This is a genomic window from Stenotrophomonas sp. WZN-1 (genome assembly GCF_002192255.1).
Lineage (GTDB): Bacteria > Pseudomonadota > Gammaproteobacteria > Xanthomonadales > Xanthomonadaceae > Stenotrophomonas.
In genome coordinates, this window is record NZ_CP021768.1 from 973,489 (window position 1) to 996,034 (window position 22,546).

Sequence of the window (22,546 nt, forward strand, 5' to 3'; positions counted from 1 at the left end):
TTTCCAACGCACAGGAGCCTGAACATGAACCTCACCGCCTTCGGCCTGGCCAGCCTGATCGGCATGGCCGTCGCTACCTCCGTCGCCGCCGCTGAGCCGGCCCATCCCACAATTCGCCAGATGGCTGGCGCTCCCGTGGTCGCCTCGCTGGATGCGGCGAAAACGGCGGTTCTGGTGATCGACTTCCAGAATGAATATTTCGACAGCAGCGCCGCGTTGGGGTTCAGTGGCGGTCGCATGGTTATCCCTGATGGTGTCTCGGCTCTGCGCCAGACCCGAAGGGTGCGTGATTTCGCCGATGCCCATGGCATTCGCATCATCCACGTACAGCATGTGCTGCCGTCCGGCGCGCCGCTGTTCGCGAAAGGCAGTTTCAATGCGGACTTCCACCACAGCATGTACCCGCGCCGCGGCGAGACCGTGGTCCAGAAGGACAACGTAAGCGTGTTCGCCGGGGACTCGGCCGCGGTAATCGACAAGGTGCTGAAGGATGCCGGCATCGATACCCTGATCGTCACTGGCCTGCAGACCCATGCCTGCGTGGCCGGTGCAGCCCGCGATGCCGCAGCCGCACCGCGTGGTTACCGGGTGATCGTGGCATCCGACGCAACTGCCAGTCGCGATCTGGACCTGGCCGGTGGCCAGCGCATCGGTCATCGCGCGCTGCATGAGGCCTCGCTTGCGCAGATCGAAGACACCTTCGGTGATGTCCTGAGCACTGATGCGATCCTGGCATTGCCGGTGGTAGCCGGTAAGTAAGCCGCACGCGATTGTGACGAAGCCGCTTGATAAGCTGGCGGGGCCCGCATGCCGCGGGCCCCGCTACGTGGAGCTGCCCGCCGATGGATCACTTCGCCGCCCTGCGTGCGCTGCGCGCCATCGTCGACGCAGGCAGCTTCACCGCAGCCGCCGAGCGCCTGGGGACCACCCACTCGGCGATGTCGCGGCAACTGCGGCAGCTGGAAGAACACCTGCAGGTGCGCCTGCTCGATCGCAACAGCCGTCGCCTTTCGTTGACCGAGGCCGGGCGCGATTACTACCGCGAGGCGGCAACGCTGCTGGACCGCCTGCAGGAAGCCGACGACCGTGCCCGTGCCGGGCAGGCGCAGCCCAGTGGCAGGGTGCGGATCAGCGTGCCGCAGGTGGTGGCCAGCCAGGAGCTTCCGCACTGGCTGCCGTCGTTCCTGCAGCGTCACCCGCAGGTCACGCTGGACCTGTCGGCGGATGATCAGCTGGTCGATGTGGTGGGTGGTGGTTTCGACCTGGCGCTGCGCATCGCGGCTTCATTGCCGGACAGCCAGCTGGTCGCGCGCGAACTGGCCAGCTGCCCGCGCATCCTGGTCGCCGCACCGGCCTACCTGGCACGCCACGACCTGCCGCGGCAGGCAGCGGACCTGGCACAGCACACGCTGCTGGGTTTCAGTCCCACGCCGTCAATGCCGCCCTGGCAGTTGCAGGGGCCGCGCGGCGCAACCGCGAGCATCGAAGCCGGGCAGCGCCTGCGCGTGGATGCCACGCCCGCACTGTACGCCGCCGCGCTGGCCGGCATGGGCATCAGCCTGTTCACCGCGCTGACCGTGCAGGAGGACCTGCGCGCCGGTCGTTTGATCCGCGTGCTGCCGGCCTGGCATGCCGGCCAGCGGCGCTACTTCGCGCTGTATCCGCATGCACGTGCGCTGGCGCCCAAGGTGCGCGCGCTGGTCGAGCATCTCGCGGCGCACTACGCTGCACAGATGAGCGCGGCAGGGTAGTCGCGCAGTTGCAACCGAGGTGGTGATGGAGTCGGTGTATCTGCTGGTCGCGCTCGGGGCGATCGTCGCCGGATTCGTGCAGGGCCTGTCCGGTTTCGCCTTCGGCATGGTAGCGATGTCGTTCTGGGCGTGGGGGCTGGAGCCCCGACTGGCCGCTACGCTGTCGGTGTTCGGCGCGCTGGTTGGTCAGCTGGTGGCAGTGTTCACCGTGCGGCGTGGATTCAATCTGCGCCTGCTGCTGCCGTTCGTGCTGGGTGGGCTGGCGGGCATCCCGCTGGGCGTGATGGTGTTGCCGCAACTGGACATGGACTGGTTCAAGGCGCTGCTGGGCGGCTTCCTTGCGCTGTGGTGCCCGGTGATGCTGATGGCGCGATCATTGCCGCCGATCCGCGTGGGCGGTCGTATCGGTGACGCGATCGCCGGCATGGCCGGTGGCGTGCTCAGCGGCATCGGCGGTTTCGCCGGACCAGTGCCGACGCTGTGGAGCACGCTGCGTGGCTTCGGCAAGGACGAGCAGCGCGCGGTCATCCAGAACTTCAATCTGGCGATGCTGGCAGTGACCATGGCCACCTATGTCGGCAGCGGCATGGTGAGCCGGCAGATGCTGCCGTACTTCGCCATCGTGGCACCGGCGATGCTGGTGCCGACCCTGCTGGGTGCGCGCGTCTACATCGGCATCAGCGAGGCGCGCTTCCGGCAGATCGTGCTGAGCCTGTTGACCGCTTCGGGCATCGCATTGCTGGCGTCGTCGCTGCCGGTGCTGCTGGCGCGACCGTAACCGGTTGAGCGTCAGGTTGGCCGGAACATGCGGAAGCGCTGTTCGGTGCCGATGCGGAAGTAATCGGCGGGCCCGCCGCCGCGCAGGATCGGGGCCGCCGCCGCAGTGTCGTAGACGCCATCGACCAGCAATCGTGCATCGATATGCACTGCGACCACCTCGCCCAGTACCAGCCAGCCATTGGTGTCCTGGCCGGTGGCATCGCGCAGGCGCACGATCTGGGTGCAGCGGCATTCCATGCTCACCGGGCTCTGTGCAACACGTGGGGGTGCAACCTGCGTGGATGCCAGGGGCGTCAGGCCGGCGAGGGCGAACTCATCGACATCCGGTGCGACCGCGCGGCAGCTTTCGTTCATGGCCTCTGCCAGGTCGAAGGTGGCCAGGTTCCAGACGAACTCGCCGGTGGCTTCGATGTTGCGCAGCGAATCTTTGCGGCCCTGGCTGGAGAAACCGATGATCGGCGGGGTGTAGTTGAAGGCGTTGAAAAAGCTGTAGGGCGCCAGGTTCAACCTGCCCTGCGCGTCGCAGCTGGAAATCCAGCCGATAGGGCGCGGGCCGATGATGGCGTTGAACGGATCATGCGGCAGGCGGTGGCCTTCAGCCGGGCGGTAGCTGTGGAAGGTGTCGGTCATGGGGGCGTGGTCCGTAGCGTCGAGCGTGCTCGACTCTACCGCCTGAAACAGTGGAGCAGGTGCGGCCCATAAAAAAACCGCGACCCTTGCGGATCGCGGCTTGTCGTTTTCGGCGTGGCTGGACTCAGCGCTGCTGGATCTTCGACAGCAGGCGCAGGAATTCCACGTACAGCCAGACCAGGGTCACCATCAGGCCGAACGCGCCATACCACTCCATGTACTTCGGTGCGCGCTGGGCCACGCCGGTTTCGATGAAGTCGAAGTCCAGCACCAGGTTCAGCGCGGCCACGACCACCACGAACAGGCTGAAGGCGATGCCCAGCCAGCTGGAGTCGTGGATCACCGGCACGTTGATGTTGAAGAAGCCCAGCACGAACGAGGCCAGGTAGAGCAGGGCGATGCCGCCGGTGGCGGCGACCACGCCCATCTTGAAGTTCTCGGTGGCCTTGATCACGCCGCTGCGGTATGCGAACAGAAGCGCGGCCAGGGTGCCGAAGGTCAGCAGCACGGCCTGGAACACGATGCCCGGGTACTTCATGTTGAACAGTGCCGAGACGGCGCCCAGGAACAGGCCTTCGACCAGCGCGTACATCGGTGCGGTGACCGGCGACCATTCCTTCTTGAAGATGGTGATCAGCGCCAGCACCAGGCCGCCGATCGCGCCACCGATCGCGTACAGGCTCGCGCTGCCGGAAACCTGGCCGTACTCGTCGACCGACTGGCTCCAGGCGAACGCCGCGGTCAGCACGGTCAACAGCAGCAGGATGCCGGTCTTGTTGGCGGTGCCGTTGAGGGTCATCACCTGGTCGGGGCTGGTCACCACCGAGCCGCTGGCGAGGTCGAGGAAGGTCGACTCGGAAAGAGCCGGGTTGCCGCTGCGCATGCGTGTTCTCCGTGCGAATGAAGGTCGGGACGGCCATCCGGCCGATGACCGCGAGCATAGCCGATGACCACGCACGGCGCTGTGGCAGACTTCAGGCTGGAGCCGCCCGCGTTGACAGTTCGCGATGTGCTTGGCGACAATGAACGACTCCCCGGGCCTGGCCCGAGGGGATTGCAAGACCGGGGTATAGCGCAGTCTGGTAGCGCGCCTGCTTTGGGAGCAGGATGTCGGGGGTTCGAATCCCTCTACCCCGACCAATCCCACGTCACGTCGGATTGGACACCGTTCCGGTTCGGGCGCCCGTAGCTCAACTGGATAGAGCACCGGCCTTCTAAGCCGGCGGTTACAGGTTCGATTCCTGTCGGGCGCGCCATTGGCGAGACAGCGGGGTCGCATCGGCGGATGTGAAGAAGTGCTTGCAAAAGCGTAAAGACTTCACCAGAATATCGGACTCGCTTCGGCGGACCGGAACTTCGGTGACAGTCTCCAGGCAAAGGTTTGAGGTTCCACCGCGAGCGGCATCGGCGGGGAACGAAAGTTTCAGTGGTGGCTGTAGCTCAGTTGGTTAGAGTACCGGATTGTGATTCCGGTGGTCGGGGGTTCGAATCCCCTCAGCCACCCCACTGATTCAACCGCATCGGCGCAGCCGAAACGGTATTGCAATAAACAGAAAGCACGCTACAATGTGCGTCTGAGTTTCACGGGCCGTTAGCTCAGTTGGTAGAGCAGTTGACTCTTAATCAATAGGTCCAAGGTTCGAATCCTTGACGGCCCACCAAGACGGAAGCCACCTGGTACGCCAGGTGGCTTTTTTCTTATAAGTGTGACCCTTTTGTTTCGATGGGTCACACGTTGCAGAGCCCCGCCTGGCGTGGATCTGCAACGCAGCGGGATTGCAGTGCTGGTTTCAACGATGTTGAAGAAAGTGCTTGCACCCACCGAGCGGATCGGGTCATAATTCGCGCCCCGATTTCGGGCTGTTAGCTCAGTTGGTAGAGCAGTTGACTCTTAATCAATAGGTCCAAGGTTCGAATCCTTGACAGCCCACCAGACGAAAGCCACTTGGTCATCCAGGTGGCTTTTTTCTTGCCTGTACGCCGGGTTGTGCTTCATCCACGCATGGCGTGGATCTACTGAAGTGGTGCTGGGCGTGGATCTACTGAAGCGGTGCTGAAATCAGGGGCATACGCGTCATCAGTGTTTTCAATGCTGTGCACTGCTTCTCACCGCATCGTGTCCTGCATCGCACCCAATGGATCTTCCGCGCCGATGGCGCATGCACGAAGGAAGATGTTGATGGCTGAGATCACTCGATTGCACCGCACGCTGTGGATTCCCTTCGCGTTGATGGCGCTGGCGGCCTGCACGCCGGGCAATGATCCCGCGCAGACCGTCGAGCGCGATGCGGGCGCGGAGAGCATTCCGGCGCGCCCGGTCGGTGACGCCCTGCAGATGCAGCCGGCCCAGCCGGCGGAGGGGGAGGTCCTGCCCGACGCGGTGGACGTGCAGCGCAATGCGGACGGTTCGGTGGATGTGCGCGAGGCTGCGCCTGAGTCGGTGGCTCTGCGTCGTACCGACGAAGGGGGCGTGGAGATCCGGAAGGTGGATGCGGCCGTCGACTCTGGCGCCGGCGTGGCGCCGGCCCGCGCCGTACCGCAGCAATAAGCTGCAGCCATCCCGGCCGGTCGCGCGCCCGCCGGGGATGGCTGCGATGCAGCGATCGCGCGGAGCGTGGTGGATTCAGCTTTGTGCAGGCCTTCCGATTCCAGTCGCCGCCTGCGACAATGAACGCCTGTGCCGGCCACGCGAAAGTGGCGGAATTGGTAGACGCCCTGGATTTAGGTTCCAGTGCCGCAAGGCGTGGGGGTTCGAGTCCCCCCTTTCGCACCAGTGCCGGCCTGTCCCCTGCCCCGATCGGGCCATTGGCGCCCCCCTTGACCGGCACGCGCTGGCAGTGCAGGCCGAATTGGGCGAAACTAAAGGGCTGCGGCAAGCAGGCGCGTCCCAGACGTCGTGTCCTTACAACCGTTTCATCCCAATCATCGAGCCGGGGGCCTGGGCCACCGGTGGCAGGAGTCAACATGCAAGCTTCGATCGAATCCACCGGCAACCTGGAACGCCGCCTGAGCTTCTCGCTGCCGGAAGAGCGTCTGCAGAGCCACATCGTCGGCCGCCTGGGCGAAATCGCCCGTACCACCCGCATCAAGGGTTTCCGTCCGGGCAAGGTGCCGGCCAAGGTGATCGAGCAGCGCTTCGGCGCGCAGGTCCGTGGCGAGGCGCTGGACGGCCTGCTGCGCGAGACCTTCGATGCCGCCGTGCGCGAGCACGACCTGCGCATCGTCGGCAGCCCGCGCATCGACAAGGGCGACGAGGGTGAGTTCTCCTTCGTGGCCACCGTGGAAGTGGTGCCGGACTTCGGCGACATCGACGTCAGCAAGCTGACCGTCGTGCGCCACAGCGCCGAGATCACCGACGCCGACATCGACCAGATGATCGAGAACCTGCAGAACCAGCGTCGTACCTGGGCCCCGGTCAGCCGTGGCGCGCAGGACGGTGACCTGGTCGCGGTGGAAACCTGGTCGCAGGCCGGCGAAGAGCGCCTGCCGGCCGAAGGCACCGAGAAGGGTTCGATCGTGCTCGGCCAGGGCATGATGTTCGACACCATCGAAAAGGGCCTGGTCGGCCTGGCCAAGGGCGAAGAAAAGACCCTGGACGTCGAGTTCCCGGCTGACTGGCGCGTGCCGGTGCTGGCCGGCAAGACCGTGCAGGTCACCGTCAAGGTTGCCGAAGTGTCCGAGCCGGTCGTGCCGGCGGTCGACGAGGCCTTCATCAAGAGCTTCGGCGTGAAGGGTGGCGACGTCGAGCAGTTCCGCAGCGACATCCGCGCCAACCTGGAGCGCGAGCTGAAGGGCGCGCTGATGAACCGCCTGCGCCGTGAAGTGGGCGAGCAGCTGATCGCCGCCTACGCCTCGGTGGAAATGCCGCCGCGCCTGGTCGAGAACGAAGCCCGCGCCATGCTGGCCCAGCAGGTCGAGCAGATCCGCCGCAACGGCCAGAACGTCGGCGAAATCCCGGCTGATGCCCATGAAGGCTTCAAGGACGCCGCCGCCAAGCGCGTGCTGGTCGGCCTGCTGGTCGGTGAAGTGGCCCGCATCAACGACCTGCGCCTGGAAGCCAAGCGCCTGAACGAAACGATGCGTCTGATCGCTTCGACCTACGAAGAGCCGGAACAGGTCATTGAGATGTACCGCAACGACCCCCAGCTGATGTCTGGCCTGCAGAACCGTGTGATGGAAGAGCAGGTGATCGACTGGATCGCCGAGCGTGCCCAGCACACCGAAGAGAAGCTGTCGTTCCAGGACGCGATCCGCCAGTAAGCCCGGGCGGATCACCGGATGCCCCGCGCCTTTGCCGGCGCGGGGTTGTTGCCCCCCAAGATAGGTACCTCACGTAATGGACAACCGAACCAAAGCCCTGAACCTGGTTCCGATGGTGGTCGAGCAGACCAGCCGCGGCGAGCGTGCCTACGACATCTATTCGCGCCTGTTGAAGGAGCGCCTGATCTTCCTCGTGGGCCCGATCGACGATCACATGGCCAACGTGGTGGTGGCGCAGTTGCTGTTCCTGGAATCGGAAAACCCGGAAAAGGACATCAACATCTACATCAACTCGCCGGGTGGCGTGGTCACCGCCGGCATGGCGATCTACGACACCATGCAGTACATCAAGCCGAATGTGAGCACCACCTGCATCGGCCAGGCCGCCTCGATGGGCGCCCTGCTGCTGGCCGCGGGCGAAGCCGGCAAGCGCTATGCGCTGCCGAATTCGCGCGTGATGATCCACCAGCCGCTGGGCGGCTACCAGGGCCAGGCCACTGACATCGACATCCACGCGCGCGAGATCCTGACCCTGCGTTCGCGCCTGAACGAGGTGCTGGCCAAGCACACCGGCCAGTCGCTGGAGACGATCGCCCGCGACACCGAGCGCGACAACTTCAAGAGTGCCTTCGAGGCGCAGGCCTACGGCCTGGTCGACCAGGTCCTGGAGCGTCGTCCGGATGAGTCGATCCAGGCCGGTTGACCGGCCTTCACGGGGCCATGGAGGCCCCGTTCCTGCAGGGTCGGGCGGGACTGGCGTCCCCTCGGCCCTGTGCTATTCTCGAATCGAACCCCCGTTCAGCGGGTGGGGTAACTGGGTAAGCGAAGCATGAGCGAAGACCGCCAAGGTCGTTCCACGGACACCGGCAAGATCCTCTACTGCTCTTTCTGCGGCAAGAGCCAGCATGAAGTGCGCAAGCTGATTGCGGGTCCGAGCGTATTCATCTGCGATGAATGCGTGGAGCTGTGCAACGACATCATCCGTGAGGAGCTGGAGGAAAAGGCGCAGTCGGCGCGCAGTTCGCTGCCCAAGCCGCGCGAGATCCTCGAGGTCCTGGACCAGTACGTGATCGGCCAGAACCGTGCCAAGCGCACCCTGGCCGTGGCCGTGTACAACCACTACAAGCGCATCGAGAGCCGGCAGAAGAACGATGACGTCGAACTGGCGAAGTCGAACATCCTGCTGGTCGGCCCGACCGGTTCGGGCAAGACGCTGCTGGCCGAGACCCTGGCCCGCCTGCTCAACGTGCCGTTCACCATGGCTGACGCCACCACGCTGACCGAAGCCGGTTACGTGGGCGAGGACGTGGAGAACATCATCCAGAAGCTGCTGCAGAAGTGCGACTACGACGTCGAGAAGGCGCAGCAGGGCATCGTCTACATCGATGAAATCGACAAGATCTCGCGCAAGAGCGAGAACCCGTCGATCACCCGCGATGTGTCCGGCGAAGGCGTGCAGCAGGCCCTGCTGAAGCTGATCGAAGGCACCGTGGCCAGCGTTCCGCCGCAGGGCGGCCGCAAGCATCCGCAGCAGGAATTCCTGCAGGTGGACACCAAAAACATCCTGTTCATCTGCGGCGGCGCGTTCGCCGGGCTGGACAAGGTGATCCAGGCCCGTTCCACCGACGTCGGCAGCATCGGCTTCGGCGCCAAGGTGAAGAGCAGCGAGCGCAAGCAGGAAGTGGGCAAGGTGCTGGCCGAAGTCGAGCCGGAAGACCTGATCAAGTTCGGCCTGATTCCCGAGTTCGTCGGCCGCCTGCCGGTGGTGGCGACCCTGGAGGAGCTGGACGAGCCGGCCCTGATCAAGATCCTGACCGAGCCGAAGAACGCCATCACCAAGCAGTTCAAGAAGCTGTTCGAGATGGAGAACGTCGAGCTGGAGTTCCGCCCGGACGCGTTGTCGGCCATCGCCCGCAAGGCGCTCAAGCGCAAGACCGGTGCCCGTGGCCTGCGCACCATCGTCGAATCGGTCCTGTTGGACACCATGTACGACCTGCCGTCGCAGGAAAACGTCAGCAAGGTGGTGGTGGACGAATCGGTGATCGAGCACAAGTCCGAGCCGTACCTGATCTACCAGACCCCGGCGGCCCCTGAACAGAAGGCCGCAGGCGCCGAGTGATCCTTCCAGGTTGTTGATTGGAAAGGATTTTCAAGGAATGCCTTGCATCTGAAAGCCGATGGCCCCATAACGGGGCCATCGGCTTTTTTTGTCTCCGGAAGATGCCCTCCCGGAGGCGGTTTTCCCCTTCCCTGGAGCCCCCATGGCCCGTTCCCCAAGTGAAACCCTCGACCTGCCGGTCCTGCCGCTGCGCGACGTAGTGGTGTTCCCGCACATGGTCATCCCGCTGTTCGTCGGCCGTGACAAGTCCATGCACGCGCTCGAACAGGCAATGGAAGCGGACAAGCGCATCCTGCTGCTGGCGCAGAAGTCGGCCGAGACCGACGACCCGCATGCGGCCGACCTTTACCAGGTCGGTACGCTGGCGCAGGTGCTGCAGCTGCTGAAGCTGCCCGACGGCACCATCAAGGTGCTGGTCGAAGGCCTGTCGCGCGTGCAGGTCACCCACGTCGACGAGCGCAACGGCTCGCTGCACGGCCAGGCCGTGGAGATCGACGCCAGCGACGAGCGCGAAGCGCGCGAGGTCGAGGCGATCGCCCGCTCGCTGATGTCGCTGTTCGAGCAGTACGTGAAGACCAACCGCAAGCTGCCGCCGGAACTGCTGCAGACGCTGTCGGGCATTGATGAGCCGGCGCGCCTGGCTGACACCATCGCCGCGCACATCAGCGTGCGCCTGGCCGACAAGCAGCGCCTGCTGGAAACGCTGGCCGTCGGTGACCGCCTGGAGATGCTGGTCGGCCTGGTCGACGGCGAGATCGACGTGCAGCAGATGGAGAAGCGCATCCGCGGCCGCGTGAAGTCGCAGATGGAGAAGAGCCAGCGCGAGTACTACCTCAACGAACAGATGAAGGCCATCCAGAAGGAACTGGGTGACCTGGACGACGCGCCGGGCGAGCTGGAAGAACTGGCCCGCAAGATCGCCGAAGCCGGCATGCCGAAGGCCGTTGAAGCCAAGGCGCGCAACGAACTGAATAAGCTCAAGCAGATGTCGCCGATGTCGGCCGAGGCCGCTGTCGTGCGCAACTATCTGGAGTGGTTGCTGGGCGTGCCGTGGAAGAAGCGCAGCAAGGTGCGCAAGGACCTGAAGGCCGCGCAGGACACCCTCGATGCCGACCACTACGGCCTGGAGAAGGTCAAGGAGCGCATCCTTGAATACCTGGCGGTGCAGTCGCGCGTGAAGCAGATGAAGGGCCCGATCCTGTGCCTGGTCGGTCCTCCGGGCGTGGGCAAGACCTCGCTCGGCCAGTCCATCGCCAAGGCCACCAACCGCAAGTTCGTGCGCATGTCGCTGGGCGGCGTGCGCGACGAGGCCGAGATCCGTGGCCACCGTCGTACCTACGTCGGTTCGATGCCGGGCCGTATCGTGCAGAACCTCAACAAGGTCGGCAGCAAGAACCCGCTGTTCGTGCTCGATGAGATCGACAAGATGTCGATGGACTTCCGTGGCGATCCGTCGTCGGCGCTGCTGGAAGTGCTCGATCCGGAGCAGAACAACGCGTTCAACGACCACTACCTGGAAGTGGACCTGGACCTGTCCGAAGTGATGTTCGTGGCCACCTCGAACTCGCTCAACATTCCGGGCCCGCTGCTGGACCGCATGGAAGTGATCCGCATCCCGGGCTACACCGAGGACGAGAAGCTCAACATCGCCACCCGCTACCTGGTGCCGAAGCAGATCAAGGCCAACGGCCTGCAGCCGGAAGAGCTGGAGATCGGCAGTGATGCGATCCAGGACATCGTGCGCTACTACACGCGTGAATCGGGCGTGCGCAACCTGGAGCGCGAGATCGCCAAGATCTGCCGCAAGGTGGTGAAGGAGATCGCGCTGGCCGGCCCGCAGCCGGTGAAGGCGAAGAAGGGCGCGAAGAAGTCCAAGGCGCTGGTGAGCGTGTCCAGCAAGAACCTGGACAAGTACCTGGGTGTGCGTCGCTTCGACTTCGGCCGTGCCGAGGAAGAGAACGAGATCGGCCTGGTCACTGGCCTGGCCTGGACCGAAGTCGGTGGCGATCTGCTGCAGATCGAATCGACGCTGGTGCCGGGCAAGGGCCAGCTGATCCTGACCGGCCAGCTCGGCAACGTGATGAAGGAATCGGCCTCGGCGGCGCTGTCGGTGGTGCGTTCGCGCGCGGTCGGCTTCGGCATCGACAGCGACTTCCTGCAGAAGCACGACGTGCACCTGCACGTGCCCGATGGCGCCACGCCGAAGGACGGCCCGAGTGCCGGTGCGGCGATGGTCACCTCGCTGGTGTCGATGCTGACCAAGGTGCCGGTGCGCGCCGATGTGGCGATGACCGGCGAGATCACCCTGCGTGGTCGGGTCACCGCCATCGGTGGCCTGAAGGAGAAACTGCTGGCTGCACTGCGTGGCGGCATCCGCACGGTCATCATCCCGGAAGAGAACCGCAAGGACCTTGCCGACATCCCGGCCAACGTTACCCGCGATCTGGAGATCGTGCCGGTGAAGTACATCGAAGAAGTCCTGGACCTGGCGCTGGAGCGTCCGTTGGCACCGAAGAAGGCGCGCAAGAGTGCGCAGCGTGTCACGGTGCGCAGCAAGGCCAAACCGAGTGGAAACGCGCGCGTCAAGCATTGACGCGCGCTGTCCAATGGCCCGAAACCCGCGTCGTTGCTGGCTTTCCAGCTTGCGTGGGGGTAGGGCCACTGGTATAAAAGCAGCACTCGCGAATGAGTGATCGCAGTCTGGCGATCGCTGAATTCGGCGAACCGTTTCCACATGGCGGCCGCATGCAGAGCGCGTGCGGTTGCTTCCCTGTCGAATAAGCGGAACCCACCGCCAAAGGAGTTGTAGAGAATGAACAAGACCGAATTGATCGATGCCGTTGCTGAAGCTGCAGACCTGACCAAGGCCGAGTCCAGCCGCGCTGTCGATGCCGTCGTTGCTGCCGTCACCAAGGCGCTGAAGGACGGCGATGCGGTCACCCTGGTTGGCTTCGGTACCTTCCAGGTCCGCGACCGTGCTGCCCGCACCGGCCGCAACCCGAAGACCGGCGACACCATCAAGATCGCTGCTTCGAAGAATCCGTCGTTCAAGGCTGGTAAGGCCCTGAAGGATGCTGTAAACTAAGCGGCTCGCTGGGGTGCTTAGCTCAGCGGTAGAGCGTCTCCTTTACACGGAGAGGGTCGGGGGTTCGAAACCCTCAGCACCCACCACAGCACCGCGGTAAAAGTTTGAGTGTGGAGCGGTAGTTCAGCTGGTTAGAATGCTGGCCTGTCACGCCGGAGGTCGCGGGTTCGAGTCCCGTCCGCTCCGCCATTCAACGAGGCCTCCGGCCAAAAGCTGGAGGCTTTGTTTTCTCCCCGGTCCAGGCCGGCTGAAAGCAAAAAAGGTAACAACGCGGAGCGGTAGTTCAGCTGGTTAGAATGCTGGCCTGTCACGCCGGAGGTCGCGGGTTCGAGTCCCGTCCGCTCCGCCATTACATCGAGGCCCCCGGCCCAAAGCTGGGGGCCTTGTCTTCTCACCGACAGGTTCGGGAGGAAGACGAAAAGGTTTTTGCAAGAACGGAGCGGTAGTTCAGCTGGTTAGAATGCTGGCCTGTCACGCCGGAGGTCGCGGGTTCGAGTCCCGTCCGCTCCGCCATTGCAGAATTCTTAAGTCCCTGTGAAAAAACTTTGAAAAAAGTGTTCATCGGGCTGGGTTTCCAGGAAGTCTTCGGATATACTGGGCGCCTGCAAAGTTTCAGCGCGGAGCGGTAGTTCAGCTGGTTAGAATGCTGGCCTGTCACGCCGGAGGTCGCGGGTTCGAGTCCCGTCCGCTCCGCCAACTTCAAAAGCCCTCGGCGCAAGCCGGGGGCTTTTTCTTTGTGGCGCGCCGAACGTTGCCGATGCCGTGGGTGGTGCATCGCCGGCGGAGTGGGCGCAGGCCACGCCGGTGCTGCTTTTGGTCCCTGCGGCGAAGCGGGTTACACTGCCGGGCTCGCCAATCAGGCCTTGTGATTCCTCACCATGCTGCAGAAACTCCGCGACAAGACCTCAGGCTGGATCGTCACCGTGATCCTGGGGCTGCTGATGATTCCGTTCCTGTTCGTGATCGACAACAGCTACCTCGGTGGCGTTGGCGCACAGAACGTGGCCAAGGTTTCCGCGCCGCCGACCTGGTGGCGTTCGGCACCGTCGTGGTGGCCGGTGCGCATGCTGTGGCAGCACCATGAGATCAGTTCGCAGGATTTCCGCACGCGTTTCGAGCAGGAGCGCATGCGTGAGCGCCAGCAGCAGGGCGACAATTTCGACCCGCGCGCGTTCGAGAGCACCGAGAACAAGATGGCTGTGCTCGACCAGCTGATCGACGAGCAGGTCGTGCGCCTGGTCGGTGAGCAGGCGGGCGTGGTGATCGGCGACGGTGCGGTGCGCGAGTACATCGCGACCATGCCGGCGTTCCTCGATTCGAACGGCAAGTTCAACGAGAACAACTATCGCCTGGCGCTGGCCGGCAGCAACCCGCCGCGTACGCCGACCCAGTTCCAGGAACTGGTGCGTGAGAGCCTGCAGCAGTCGGTGATCCCGTCGGGCCTGCAGAGCTCGGGCTTCGTCACCCAGGCCGAGACCGAGCGCCTGTTGAAGCTGCTGGGCGAAACCCGCGACGTCGAGCTGGCCGCGTTGCCGCCCGTGCCGGCTGATACCGCGCCGGTTACCGATGAGCAGATCAAGAAGTGGTACGACAGCCATGGCAAGGATTTCCGCCAGGCCGAGAGCGTGTCGCTGGAATACGTCGAGATCAATGGCGCGAACCTGCCGGCACCGACCGCGGCCGATGAAGCCACCCTGCGCAAGCGCTATGAAGACGAGAAGGCGAAGTTCACCTCGCCGGAGCAGCGCCAGGCCTCGCACATCCTGATCACCGGTGACGGCGCCGAAGCCAAGGCGAACAAGATCGCTGCCGAAGCCAAGGCTGCCGGTGCCGATTTCGGCGCGCTGGCCAAGGCCAATTCGGAAGATCCGGGCTCCAAGGACCAGGGCGGTGACCTGGGCTGGGTCGAGCGCGGTGCGATGGTGAAGCCGTTCGAGGACGCGCTGTTTGCGGCCAAGGCCGGTGACGTGATCGGCCCGGTGAAGACCGAGTTCGGTTACCACATCATCAAGGTGGCCGCTGTGCGCGGTGGCCAGGGCAAGTCGTTCGAGGAAGTGCGTGACACGCTGGCCGCCGAGCAGCTGAAGGCCGACGGCGAGCGCGGCTTCAACGAGCTGGCCGGTCACCTGGTCGATGCCATCAACAAGAGCCCGAGCGACCTGGCAGCTGCGGCCAAGGAAGTGAACCTGCCGCTGCAGACGCTGGGCCCGATCACCCGCGCGACCGCCAGCGGCATCGCCGCTGACCCGGCCGTGCTGCGTGCTGCCTTCTCCGACGTGCTGGTGCAGGACGGTACCGCCAGCGACCCGATCGCCCTGGGTGGCGCGACCAACCACAGCGTGGTCATCCGCGTGGCTGCGCACACCCCGGAACAGGCGCTGCCGCTGGACAAGGCACGTGAGCAGGTGATCGCCGCGATCCGCGCCGACCGCCAGCGCCAGGCCAGCGACAAGGCCGCCGATGCCATCCTGGCCAAGCTGAAGGCGGGCGCTACTCTGCAGTCGCTGGCTGCCAGCGAGAAGCTGCAGCTGAGCCCGATGCCGGGCCTGCCGCGCAGCCAGCCAGTGCCGACCCCGGAAATCAACCGCGCGATCTTCAGTGCGCCGGTGCCGGGCGAAGGCAAGCCGAGCTATGGCAAGGTGGACGTCAATGGCCACGCGCTGCTGTTCGCGGTGAACAAGGTCAATCCGGGCGACATCAAGGAAGTGACCGCCGAGCAGCAGAAGCAGCTGAAGGAACAGCTGAGCCAGATCGACGGCATGGCCGCGGCCAAGGCCTACATCGAGGCGATGCGCAAGAAGTTCGTGGTCCAGACCACCGAAGCGAACCTGTAAGGCCCACCGGCAGCAGGTACGAAAAGGCCCGGCAATGCCGGGCCTTTTTTATGCCTGTGACCCGTCCTGAATTGAGTTGACACCTTTTCCCACAGGAAGAGGAATGTTCAATGAATTCAACACTCAGGCGCAGCCAGCGGGATTACTCACTGGCCTTCAAATTGGCGGTGGTCGACCAGATCGAGCGTGGGGAGCTGACCTATCGTCAGGCCCAGGATCGGTACGGCATCCAAGGCAGCAGTACCGTGCTGAAGTGGCTTCGCCGACATGGTCGGCAGGACTGGTCGGGTGGTGCATCATCTGCCCCCATGACCACGTCACCCAAAAGCGGGGCGGCCAAGCCGCTGACGCCGGAACAACAGATCAAGGCCTTGCAGGTGCAACTGCGGGAAGCCAACGAGAAAGCGCAGCTTTTCGAAGCCATCGTCGATGTTCTCAAAGAGGACTACGGGGTACGCATCGTAAAAAAGCCTTCCGGCAAGTCCTCACGCAAGGGCGCCTCCAAGGCCTAAGCGTTGCGAGGGCTTGCCGACATTTCGGCATTAGTCGACAGGCGTACTACCAAGCCGGCCATCGCCAGCAACGGCAGCTGGTCCAGGGCGCACGGGCGATCGCTTTGGTGCGTGGCTATCGGGCGCGACAGCCCCGCATCGGCACTCGCAAGCTCCATGGTCTGATCAGGCCGGCACTGCAGGCATCGGGGATAGCGATGGGACGGGACCGCCTGTTTGGAGTCCTTCGTGATGCCCGGCTCCTGGTTCCGATGCGGCGGGCGTATCACAAGACAACCGACAGCCATCACCGCTTCCGGCGTCACCCCAACCTGCTCAAGGCTGGCGAGGGGCGCGTGGTGCCCACTGGCAGCGAACAAGTCTGGGTAGCCGACATCACCTACCTGCCGACGCAAGGGAAATTCGTGTATCTGAGCCTGATTACAGATGCGTGCTCACGCAAGATCGTAGGCTGGAGCGTGCATGACACGTTGCAGACAGAGCAGGTCGCCCAAGCCCTGCAAATGGCGTTGAAGGGGCGAAAAACGCGCCAACGGCTGGTCCACCACTCCGACCGAGGCATCCAATATTGCTCGGACTACTACCAGAAGATCCACGCCAAGCACGGCGTGACCTGCTCGATGACCGATGGCTACGACTGCTACCAGAACGCTCTCGCAGAGCGGGTAAATGGGATCTTGAAAGGCGAATTCCTGCTGTATCGGCCTCGAGACCTCGCGCAGGCACGCCAGATGGTGGCCGAGTCGGTAGAGATCTATAACGCCGAGCGGCCACATCTGTCCCTTAAAATGCAGACGCCCAATGCGGTGCATCGAGCGTCTTTGGCCGCCTGACGGCGGTCAGTCCATCCGCCACAGGTGTCAACCTATGGCAGGACGGGTCACTGCCGATGCGTAGCGTCGAGTCATGCTCGACGGCGTCTGCTGGGCGCAGGCATGAAAAAGCCGAGCATGGGCTCGGCTCTACAGGGAGGGCCTGGCTGGCGCGTCAGTCCTCGACGCGCAGTACCGCGCCCGGCTTCAGCACGCTGCTGCCGCTCAGGCCGTTCAGCGACAGCAGGGCCTTGACCGGCATGCCGTAGCGGCGGGCAATGGTCCAGGCCGACTCGCCGTCACGCACGGTGTGGCGGCGGCTGCGCGGACGATCGGCAATCGCGGCGACGGTCTTGGCGACCTGCGGCGTTGGCGTGGCGGTGGCAGCCGGTGCGGCGCTGGCCACCAGCGCGGTGGCCGCTTCCGCGACTGTCGCATTGGCGGCCGACACCGGCGCGAGCACGCGGGTGGTGCCCGACGAGGCGCGGCCGCCGCCCGCCAGGGCGGGGTTCAGGCGGGCGATCCTGGCCGGGTCCAGGGCGCGCTGTGCGGCCCACTGCTGGACGCTGGTGCCAGCCGGCAGGGTGTGGTCCTTCAGCACCGGCACGGTGCGGTCCAGCGAGGCCATCACGCCGGGCTGGTCTTCCACGTCTTCCAGCACGCAGGCCAGGGCATGCAGCTTCTCGACGTAGGCATAGGTGACCGGCGACAGGCCGGGCAGGGCCGACGGCTTGGCGTTCTGCGCGTTCATGCCGGCCTTGCGCAGCGACTGCAGCACGCGGTACTCGCCGGCGTTGTAGGCCATGGTGGCCAGGCGCCAGTCGCCGCCGAACATGCCGTGCAGGGTCTTCAGGTAGCGCACTGCGGCCTGGGTCGAATCGACCGCCGACAGGCGGCCGTCGTAGCCGTTGGCCATGGGCACACGGTGGTTGCGCGCGGTGGTGGCGATGAACTGCCACAGGCCGGTCGGGCCGCTGCCGTTGCGGGCATTGGGCCGATAGCCGCTTTCCACGAACGGAATCAGTGCGAATTCGGTAGGCAGGTTGGCCTTGCGCAGCTCTTCGACCACGTAGCCGAACAGCACCAGCGCATCGTCATCCTGGTTGGCCAGACGCGACGGGGCATGGGCGAACTGCTTCTGCCAGCGCGGGCTGGTGGCGTCGGCGTTGCAGGCGGGCTCGGCCAGGCCGTCGCGGAAGCTGGAGAAGATCTCCTGGCCATTGCGGACCGACGCGGCCGGCAACGCGGCCGGATCCAGCGGCAGGGCTGCGGCGGCGGTCAGGTTCTGGCTGATGCCGGCGCCCAGCGACTGGGCACCGGCGGTTCCGGCCAGCCCCAGGACCAGGCCCAGGGCCAGCGGCAGACTTCGGCGCATCATGCGCGGAAGCCGTCTTTCCAGTGCCGGAGGCCGGCCATGACGTCGACGTCGTCAACGACGTCGCGGCCCAGGTGCGCCGACACTGCCGCGCGGATCGGCGCAGTGTGTACACGCAGGAACGGATTGCAGTCGAATTCGTTGGCCAGGGTTACCGGCAGGGTGGAACGGTCATCGCGGCGCATGGCCAAAGCCTCCTCTTGGCGCTGCCACAGGGCAGCGTTGGCGGGGTCGACATGCCGCGCGAAGACGGCATTTGACACGGTGTACTCGTGGGCGCAACAAAGCAGCAGTTGCGCGGGCAAGGTACCCAGCTTGCGCATCGATGCCAGAAGCTGGGACGGCGTACCTTCGAACAGGCGTCCACAGCCCAGGCTGAACAACGAATCTCCGCTGAAAAGGTGTTCAGCAGTGTGAAACGCGATGTGGCTGCGGGTATGCCCGGGCACGGATAGTACGTGGAACGTCCGGCCCAGTGCCTGAACGCGTTCACCTTCGACGACCCGCTCGGTTGCCGTGGGGATGCGCTCCTCGACGGGCGCGATCACCCGTACGCCGGGAAAACGTGCCTGCAGCGCAGGCACGCCACCGACGTGGTCATCGTGGTGATGGGTGAGCAGGATCGTGTCCACGCGCAGGCCCTGATCGGCCAGCGCAAGCACCGGCGCGGCATCGCCGGGATCGACGACCACGGCGGCGCCAGCGTCGTCGATCAACGTCCAGATGTAGTTGTCCGCAAATGCGGGCAGGGCAGTCAGTCGCATAGAATTGGACCATGCCCGCGCTGCAGAGCACCCGTCAAGCGAGCCAGACCCCGTGGTTCGACAGTGAACCGGCGGACTCCTTGCGCGTGCTGGAGCGGCAGTTGCTGCTGCCGCAGCTGTCGGTGCTGCCGACGCAGCCCTGGCTGTGGATCGCACCAAGTGCGGCCTGGCTGGACGATGCGCAGCTGGGCGGGCGCGGCCTGCGCCTGTTCCGCCAGGGACAGGGCTATGCCGGCGATACCCGCTGCGCGCTGCCGCTGCCGCTGGCCAACGAGAGCGTCAACGCGGTCGTGCTGCAGCACGTCACCACGGGCGATGCCGACCAGCTGCTGGACGAGTGCGAGCGCGTGCTGATGCCCGGCGGCCACCTGTGGCTGAGCAGCCTCAACCCGTTCAGCCCCTACCGCACGCACTGGCGCCAGCATGGCCTGGTGGTGCGCACGCCGCAGCGGATCCGCCTGCTGCTCGGCCGCCACGGGCTGGAGTGCGACGACATGCGTTACCTCGGCCCGCTCTGGCGCGGCACCGGCAGCCGTCGCCCGGGCGGTTGGGCGCCGCTGCGCGCGGCCTGCCTGTTCCATGCTGAAAAGCGCACGCTGGCCCTGCCGGGGCCGAAACCGTTGCCGGTGCGTTGGCACGGCACCGTTGCTACCTGATCTGGAGTTGTATTGAAAACCATCGAAATCCACACCGACGGTTCCTGCCTTGGCAATCCCGGCCCAGGCGGCTGGGCTGCACTGCTGCGCTACAAGGGCCACGAGCGTGAACTGAGCGGCGGCGAAGCGCACACCACCAACAACCGGATGGAGCTGATGGCGGCCATCTCCGGCCTGGAGACGCTGACTGAGCCGTGCAACATCGTGCTCTACACCGATTCGCAGTATGTGCGGCAGGGCCTGACCCAGTGGCTGCCCGGCTGGATCCGCAAGAACTGGAAGACCGCCGGCGGCGACCCGGTGAAGAACCGCGAGCTGTGGGAGCGCCTGCATGCCGCGACGCTGCGGCACCAGATCGACTGGCGCTGGGTAAAGGGCCACTCCGGTGACCCGGACAACGAACGGGTGGATACGCTGGCGCGCAACGCGGCCATCCAGATCCGCGACTCTAGCCCGGTAAACTGAGCCCATGCGTCAGATCATCCTCGATACCGAAACCACCGGCCTGGAATGGAAGAAGGGCAACCGCATCGTTGAAATCGGCTGCGTGGAGCTGTTCAAGCGCCGCCCGACCGGCAACAACTACCACCAGTACATCAAGCCGGACTGCGAGTTCGAACAGGGCGCGCAGGAAGTCACCGGCCTGACCCTGGAGTTCCTGGCTGACAAGCCGGACTTCGCGCAGATTGCCGATGAGTTCCTGGCCTTCATCGATGGCGCCGAGCTGATCATCCACAACGCGGCGTTCGACCTCGGCTTCCTCGACAACGAGCTGTCGTTGCTGGGCCCGCAGTACGGGAAGATCACTGACCGCTGCACGGTGATCGATACCCTGGTGATGGCGCGCGAGCGCTTCCCGGGCCAGCGTAATTCGCTGGATGCACTGTGCAAGCGCCTGGGCGTGGACAACTCGCACCGTGCGCTGCATGGCGGCCTGCTCGATGCGCAGATCCTGGGCGACGTCTATATCGCGCTGACCTCGGGGCAGGAAGAGATCGGATTCGGCCTGGGTGATGACGATGGCGGTGGCGCCGGTGCGGCGCTGCAGGCCTTCGATACCAGCAAGCTGCTGCCGCGCCCGCGCGTGGTGGCGACGCCGTCGGAGCTGGAAGCGCATACCGCGCGGCTGGAGCGTCTGCGCAAGAAGGCCGGCCACGCACTGTGGGATGGCCCAAAGGTGGAAGAACCCGCCAGCGCGTAATGCCTCGGGGGCAGTGCCGGTGGCTGGCCGGCATCTGCGTGATACGCGGTTTCCCGATGAGCCGGCCAGCGGCCGGCACGACCGCATCCACGCATGGCGTGGATCTACGGGTTAATGGCAGCGCACCAGGATCACGCTGATGTTGTCGCGGCCACCACCGTCGAGCGCCGCGGCGACCAGCGTGTCGACGCATTCCTGCGCGCTGGCGTCTTCGAAAGCCAGCGTGCGGGCGATGCCGCGGTCGTCCACTTCCTCGGTCAGGCCGTCACTGCACAGCAGCAGCTGCATGCCCGGGCGCAGCTCACCGCTGGTGGTGGCCACGTTCAGATGTGCTGGATCGGTTACGCCCAGCGCCTGGGTGACCACGTTGCGATGCGGATGCGCGCGTGCCTGTTCGGCGGTCAGGTTGCCCTGCGCGACCAGCTCCTGCACCACGCTGTGGTCCTGGCTGAGCTGCGCCAGCTGGCCGTCACGCCACAGATAGGCGCGGCTGTCGCCGACCCATGCGACTTCATAGCGATTGCCCTGCACGCGTGCGGCGACCACGGTGGTGCCCATCGGCAGGGTGTCGTTGCGCCGCCGCGAGGCGCGGATGATCTCTTCGTCGGCGGTGCGGATGGCCTGGGCCAGCGGCGCGCCACGGCGGATCTCGCGCACGATGGTCTCGCGCGCCAGCGCGCTGGCCACCTCGCCGCAGGCGTGGCCGCCCATGCCATCGGCCACCAGCCACAGGGCCAGCTCGCTGTCACCGTAATAGGTGTCTTCGTTGAGCTCGCGGCGCAGGCCGGGGTGGGTGAGGTGTCCGAATTCGATCATGGTGTGCGGGGGCGGGGTATTGCTGGGGAGACAGGCATCATCGGGGGGCTGCAGGCATCCGGCAAGGCATGCACCCAGGAAATTTTCATTTCGTTGACCGGAATGACTTGTCGTCGGCCTCACTTCCTCGTATGATGCGCGTCCCCGGTCCGCCGGGGACCACCCGGAGAGGTGGCAGAGTGGTTGAATGTACCTGACTCGAAATCAGGCAGGCGTTTATAGCGCCTCGGGGGTTCGAATCCCCCCCTCTCCGCCAGATAAAGAAAAAAGCCGCCCAATGGGCGGCTTTTTTCTTTATCTGGCTGGGCGCGCGCCGCGCTCTGCGCGTCGCCCCACACGTTGCTGCGCAACCTGTGGGCCCCTCCCTTTGCCGGCCTCTCCTCGCTGCTGTCGGGGCAGGTGCATCAGTAGATCCACGCCATGCGTGGATGCTGTTCCTGCCAAGCTGAACCATCCACGCATGGCGTGGATCTACCCATTCCATCGCAAGCTGCGGGTTAAACTGCCTGCATCACCTGCTGGAGCTTTCCCCATGACCGCTGAAATCCTCGTCCCCGTTTCTTTCGGCGAGCTGCTGGACAAGATCTCGATCCTGCAGATCAAGTCCGAGCGCATCAGCGACGAGGGCAAGCTGGCCAATGTGCGCAAGGAGCTGTCCGCGCTGGAGCAGACCTGGATGGCACACCCGGCGGCGGTGAAGGACATCGCCAAGCTGCGTGCCGAGCTGAAGGCGGTCAACGAACAGCTGTGGGACATCGAGGACGACATCCGGCTGAAGGAAAAGGCGCAGGCGTTCGACCAGGGCTTCATCGACCTGGCGCGCAGCGTCTACCTGCGCAACGACGAACGCGCGCGCATCAAGAAGGCGATCAACCTGGCGCTGGGTTCGGCGTACGTGGAAGAGAAGTCCTATCAGGATTACGCGCAGCGCGCGTAATCCCGAGCAGCCTG

At 65.0% G+C, this 22,546-nt stretch carries 20 protein-coding genes and 12 tRNA genes; 27 read left to right on the forward strand and 5 right to left on the reverse strand.

The genetic code is table 11. The annotated features are described in order from the left end of the window. Nucleotides 1-24 precede the first annotated feature (24 nt). The 3 genes from CCR98_RS04460 (at nt 25) to CCR98_RS04470 (ending at nt 2,529) form a co-directional block, all read left to right on the forward strand. A complete protein-coding gene (locus CCR98_RS04460; protein WP_087921667.1) occupies nt 25-759 on the forward strand; it encodes an isochorismatase family cysteine hydrolase in 735 nt (244 codons plus the stop codon). 83 nt (nt 760-842) lie between these two features. Further along, nucleotides 843-1,751, forward strand: coding sequence for a LysR family transcriptional regulator (locus CCR98_RS04465; protein WP_087921668.1), 909 nt, complete (start codon nt 843-845; stop codon nt 1,749-1,751). A 25-nt stretch (nt 1,752-1,776) separates the two neighbouring features. Then, complete coding sequence (locus CCR98_RS04470) at nt 1,777-2,529, forward strand: sulfite exporter TauE/SafE family protein (RefSeq protein WP_087924142.1); 753 nt, start codon at nt 1,777-1,779, stop codon at nt 2,527-2,529. Between the two features lie 11 nt (nt 2,530-2,540). Here the strand turns inward: CCR98_RS04470 and CCR98_RS04475 are convergent, their stop codons facing one another. Together CCR98_RS04475 and CCR98_RS04480 are read right to left on the reverse strand one after the other, a co-directional pair. Then, nucleotides 2,541-3,161, reverse strand: coding sequence for a flavin reductase family protein (locus tag CCR98_RS04475; protein WP_087921669.1), 621 nt, complete (start codon nt 3,159-3,161; stop codon nt 2,541-2,543). A 124-nt stretch (nt 3,162-3,285) separates the two neighbouring features. Then, nucleotides 3,286-4,044, reverse strand: a complete 759-nt coding sequence (locus tag CCR98_RS04480; RefSeq protein ID WP_087921670.1) for a Bax inhibitor-1/YccA family protein — start codon at nt 4,042-4,044, stop codon at nt 3,286-3,288. 180 nt (nt 4,045-4,224) lie between these two features. Here CCR98_RS04480 and CCR98_RS04485 point away from each other — a divergent pair. The 19 genes from CCR98_RS04485 (at nt 4,225) to CCR98_RS04575 (ending at nt 16,804) form a co-directional block, all read left to right on the forward strand. Then, a tRNA-Pro gene (locus CCR98_RS04485) sits at nt 4,225-4,301 on the forward strand. Between the two features lie 39 nt (nt 4,302-4,340). Continuing rightward, a tRNA-Arg gene (locus CCR98_RS04490) sits at nt 4,341-4,417 on the forward strand. A 173-nt stretch (nt 4,418-4,590) separates the two neighbouring features. Further along, a tRNA-His gene (locus CCR98_RS04495) sits at nt 4,591-4,667 on the forward strand. 79 nt (nt 4,668-4,746) lie between these two features. Next, a tRNA-Lys gene (locus tag CCR98_RS04500) sits at nt 4,747-4,822 on the forward strand. A 196-nt stretch (nt 4,823-5,018) separates the two neighbouring features. After that, nucleotides 5,019-5,094, forward strand: a tRNA-Lys gene (locus CCR98_RS04505). Nucleotides 5,095-5,340: 246 nt separating this feature from the next. Further along, nucleotides 5,341-5,709 (forward strand): hypothetical protein, encoded by a 369-nt coding sequence (locus tag CCR98_RS04510; protein ID WP_087921671.1) that lies wholly within the window; start codon nt 5,341-5,343, stop codon nt 5,707-5,709. 140 nt (nt 5,710-5,849) lie between these two features. Further along, nucleotides 5,850-5,934 (forward strand) — tRNA-Leu (locus CCR98_RS04515). 191 nt (nt 5,935-6,125) lie between these two features. Then, nucleotides 6,126-7,421 carry a trigger factor gene (gene tig, locus CCR98_RS04520; RefSeq protein ID WP_014036145.1) on the forward strand — a complete coding sequence of 432 codons (1,296 nt, stop codon included), beginning with the start codon at nt 6,126-6,128 and terminating at the stop codon, nt 7,419-7,421. 76 nt (nt 7,422-7,497) lie between these two features. Then, a complete protein-coding gene (gene clpP / locus CCR98_RS04525; protein WP_004146318.1) occupies nt 7,498-8,124 on the forward strand; it encodes an ATP-dependent Clp endopeptidase proteolytic subunit ClpP in 627 nt (208 codons plus the stop codon). Nucleotides 8,125-8,250: 126 nt separating this feature from the next. Next, a complete protein-coding gene (gene clpX, locus CCR98_RS04530) occupies nt 8,251-9,540 on the forward strand; it encodes an ATP-dependent Clp protease ATP-binding subunit ClpX (RefSeq protein ID WP_004154600.1) in 1,290 nt (429 codons plus the stop codon). 142 nt (nt 9,541-9,682) lie between these two features. Continuing rightward, complete coding sequence (gene lon / locus CCR98_RS04535) at nt 9,683-12,133, forward strand: endopeptidase La (RefSeq protein ID WP_014036146.1); 2,451 nt, start codon at nt 9,683-9,685, stop codon at nt 12,131-12,133. A gap of 219 nt (nt 12,134-12,352) precedes the next feature. Next, a complete protein-coding gene (locus tag CCR98_RS04540) occupies nt 12,353-12,625 on the forward strand; it encodes an HU family DNA-binding protein (RefSeq protein ID WP_004146343.1) in 273 nt (90 codons plus the stop codon). 11 nt (nt 12,626-12,636) lie between these two features. Then, nucleotides 12,637-12,711: transfer RNA gene (locus tag CCR98_RS04545), tRNA-Val, on the forward strand. Between the two features lie 26 nt (nt 12,712-12,737). Further along, nucleotides 12,738-12,814, forward strand: a tRNA-Asp gene (locus CCR98_RS04550). Between the two features lie 83 nt (nt 12,815-12,897). Continuing rightward, nucleotides 12,898-12,974 (forward strand) — tRNA-Asp (locus CCR98_RS04555). Between the two features lie 87 nt (nt 12,975-13,061). Further along, nucleotides 13,062-13,138 (forward strand) — tRNA-Asp (locus CCR98_RS04560). A 106-nt stretch (nt 13,139-13,244) separates the two neighbouring features. Beyond that, nucleotides 13,245-13,321: transfer RNA gene (locus CCR98_RS04565), tRNA-Asp, on the forward strand. A gap of 182 nt (nt 13,322-13,503) precedes the next feature. Then, nucleotides 13,504-15,459 (forward strand): peptidyl-prolyl cis-trans isomerase, encoded by a 1,956-nt coding sequence (locus CCR98_RS04570; RefSeq protein ID WP_087921672.1) that lies wholly within the window; start codon nt 13,504-13,506, stop codon nt 15,457-15,459. 110 nt (nt 15,460-15,569) lie between these two features. Continuing rightward, a protein-coding gene (locus tag CCR98_RS04575; protein ID WP_232463083.1) for an IS3 family transposase occupies nt 15,570-16,804 on the forward strand; the annotation gives its coding sequence in 2 pieces (ribosomal slippage) (nt 15,570-15,921 and nt 15,921-16,804; 1,236 coding nt in all). 154 nt (nt 16,805-16,958) lie between these two features. Here the strand turns inward: CCR98_RS04575 and CCR98_RS04580 are convergent. Beyond that, complete coding sequence (locus CCR98_RS04580) at nt 16,959-18,161, reverse strand: lytic transglycosylase domain-containing protein (protein WP_087921673.1); 1,203 nt, start codon at nt 18,159-18,161, stop codon at nt 16,959-16,961. Then, complete coding sequence (gene gloB, locus CCR98_RS04585) at nt 18,158-18,922, reverse strand: hydroxyacylglutathione hydrolase (protein WP_087921674.1); 765 nt, start codon at nt 18,920-18,922, stop codon at nt 18,158-18,160. Before gloB ends, CCR98_RS04580 begins: the two co-directional genes overlap by 4 nt. An 11-nt stretch (nt 18,923-18,933) precedes the next feature. On the opposite strand from gloB, the gene CCR98_RS04590 reads away from it, so the two are divergent. From CCR98_RS04590 to dnaQ, 3 genes are read left to right on the forward strand one after another with little or no spacing between them, the layout of a single operon-like run. Next, nucleotides 18,934-19,578, forward strand: coding sequence for a methyltransferase domain-containing protein (locus CCR98_RS04590; protein WP_087921675.1), 645 nt, complete (start codon nt 18,934-18,936; stop codon nt 19,576-19,578). A 12-nt stretch (nt 19,579-19,590) separates the two neighbouring features. Then, on the forward strand, nt 19,591-20,043 hold the full coding sequence (gene rnhA, locus CCR98_RS04595; RefSeq protein WP_087921676.1) for a ribonuclease HI: 453 nt from the start codon (nt 19,591-19,593) through the stop codon (nt 20,041-20,043). A 4-nt stretch (nt 20,044-20,047) separates the two neighbouring features. Next, on the forward strand, nt 20,048-20,779 hold the full coding sequence (gene dnaQ / locus CCR98_RS04600) for a DNA polymerase III subunit epsilon (RefSeq protein WP_087921677.1): 732 nt from the start codon (nt 20,048-20,050) through the stop codon (nt 20,777-20,779). A gap of 111 nt (nt 20,780-20,890) precedes the next feature. Here the strand turns inward: dnaQ and CCR98_RS04605 are convergent, their stop codons facing one another. Next, on the reverse strand, nt 20,891-21,595 hold the full coding sequence (locus tag CCR98_RS04605; protein WP_014036153.1) for a PP2C family serine/threonine-protein phosphatase: 705 nt from the start codon (nt 21,593-21,595) through the stop codon (nt 20,891-20,893). 165 nt (nt 21,596-21,760) lie between these two features. Between CCR98_RS04605 and CCR98_RS04610 the strand changes: the two genes are divergently transcribed. Both CCR98_RS04610 and CCR98_RS04615 read left to right on the forward strand, forming a co-directional pair. Continuing rightward, a tRNA-Ser gene (locus tag CCR98_RS04610) sits at nt 21,761-21,851 on the forward strand. A 276-nt stretch (nt 21,852-22,127) separates the two neighbouring features. Then, nucleotides 22,128-22,532 carry a DUF6165 family protein gene (locus CCR98_RS04615; protein ID WP_046982834.1) on the forward strand — a complete coding sequence of 135 codons (405 nt, stop codon included), beginning with the start codon at nt 22,128-22,130 and terminating at the stop codon, nt 22,530-22,532. The last annotated feature ends 14 nt before the right edge of the window (nt 22,533-22,546 follow it).

Bases quoted from the DNA above. Each gene is read 5' to 3' on its own strand.
- CCR98_RS04510 (WP_087921671.1), top strand. From the start codon at position 5,341: ATGGCTGAGATCACTCGATTGCACCGCACGCTGTGGATTCCCTTCGCG.
- CCR98_RS04460 (WP_087921667.1), top strand. From the start codon at position 25: ATGAACCTCACCGCCTTCGGCCTGGCCAGCCTGATCGGCATGGCCGTC.
- clpP (WP_004146318.1), top strand. From the start codon at position 7,498: ATGGACAACCGAACCAAAGCCCTGAACCTGGTTCCGATGGTGGTCGAG.
- tig (WP_014036145.1), top strand. From the start codon at position 6,126: ATGCAAGCTTCGATCGAATCCACCGGCAACCTGGAACGCCGCCTGAGC.
- CCR98_RS04580 (WP_087921673.1), bottom strand. From the start codon at position 18,161: ATGATGCGCCGAAGTCTGCCGCTGGCCCTGGGCCTGGTCCTGGGGCTG.
- CCR98_RS04475 (WP_087921669.1), bottom strand. From the start codon at position 3,161: ATGACCGACACCTTCCACAGCTACCGCCCGGCTGAAGGCCACCGCCTG.
- CCR98_RS04605 (WP_014036153.1), bottom strand. From the start codon at position 21,595: ATGATCGAATTCGGACACCTCACCCACCCCGGCCTGCGCCGCGAGCTC.
- CCR98_RS04615 (WP_046982834.1), top strand. From the start codon at position 22,128: ATGACCGCTGAAATCCTCGTCCCCGTTTCTTTCGGCGAGCTGCTGGAC.
- gloB (WP_087921674.1), bottom strand. From the start codon at position 18,922: ATGCGACTGACTGCCCTGCCCGCATTTGCGGACAACTACATCTGGACG.
- CCR98_RS04570 (WP_087921672.1), top strand. From the start codon at position 13,504: ATGCTGCAGAAACTCCGCGACAAGACCTCAGGCTGGATCGTCACCGTG.
- CCR98_RS04590 (WP_087921675.1), top strand. From the start codon at position 18,934: ATGCCCGCGCTGCAGAGCACCCGTCAAGCGAGCCAGACCCCGTGGTTC.
- CCR98_RS04540 (WP_004146343.1), top strand. From the start codon at position 12,353: ATGAACAAGACCGAATTGATCGATGCCGTTGCTGAAGCTGCAGACCTG.
- clpX (WP_004154600.1), top strand. From the start codon at position 8,251: ATGAGCGAAGACCGCCAAGGTCGTTCCACGGACACCGGCAAGATCCTC.
- CCR98_RS04465 (WP_087921668.1), top strand. From the start codon at position 843: ATGGATCACTTCGCCGCCCTGCGTGCGCTGCGCGCCATCGTCGACGCA.
- lon (WP_014036146.1), top strand. From the start codon at position 9,683: ATGGCCCGTTCCCCAAGTGAAACCCTCGACCTGCCGGTCCTGCCGCTG.
- CCR98_RS04480 (WP_087921670.1), bottom strand. From the start codon at position 4,044: ATGCGCAGCGGCAACCCGGCTCTTTCCGAGTCGACCTTCCTCGACCTC.
- CCR98_RS04470 (WP_087924142.1), top strand. From the start codon at position 1,777: ATGGAGTCGGTGTATCTGCTGGTCGCGCTCGGGGCGATCGTCGCCGGA.
- dnaQ (WP_087921677.1), top strand. From the start codon at position 20,048: ATGCGTCAGATCATCCTCGATACCGAAACCACCGGCCTGGAATGGAAG.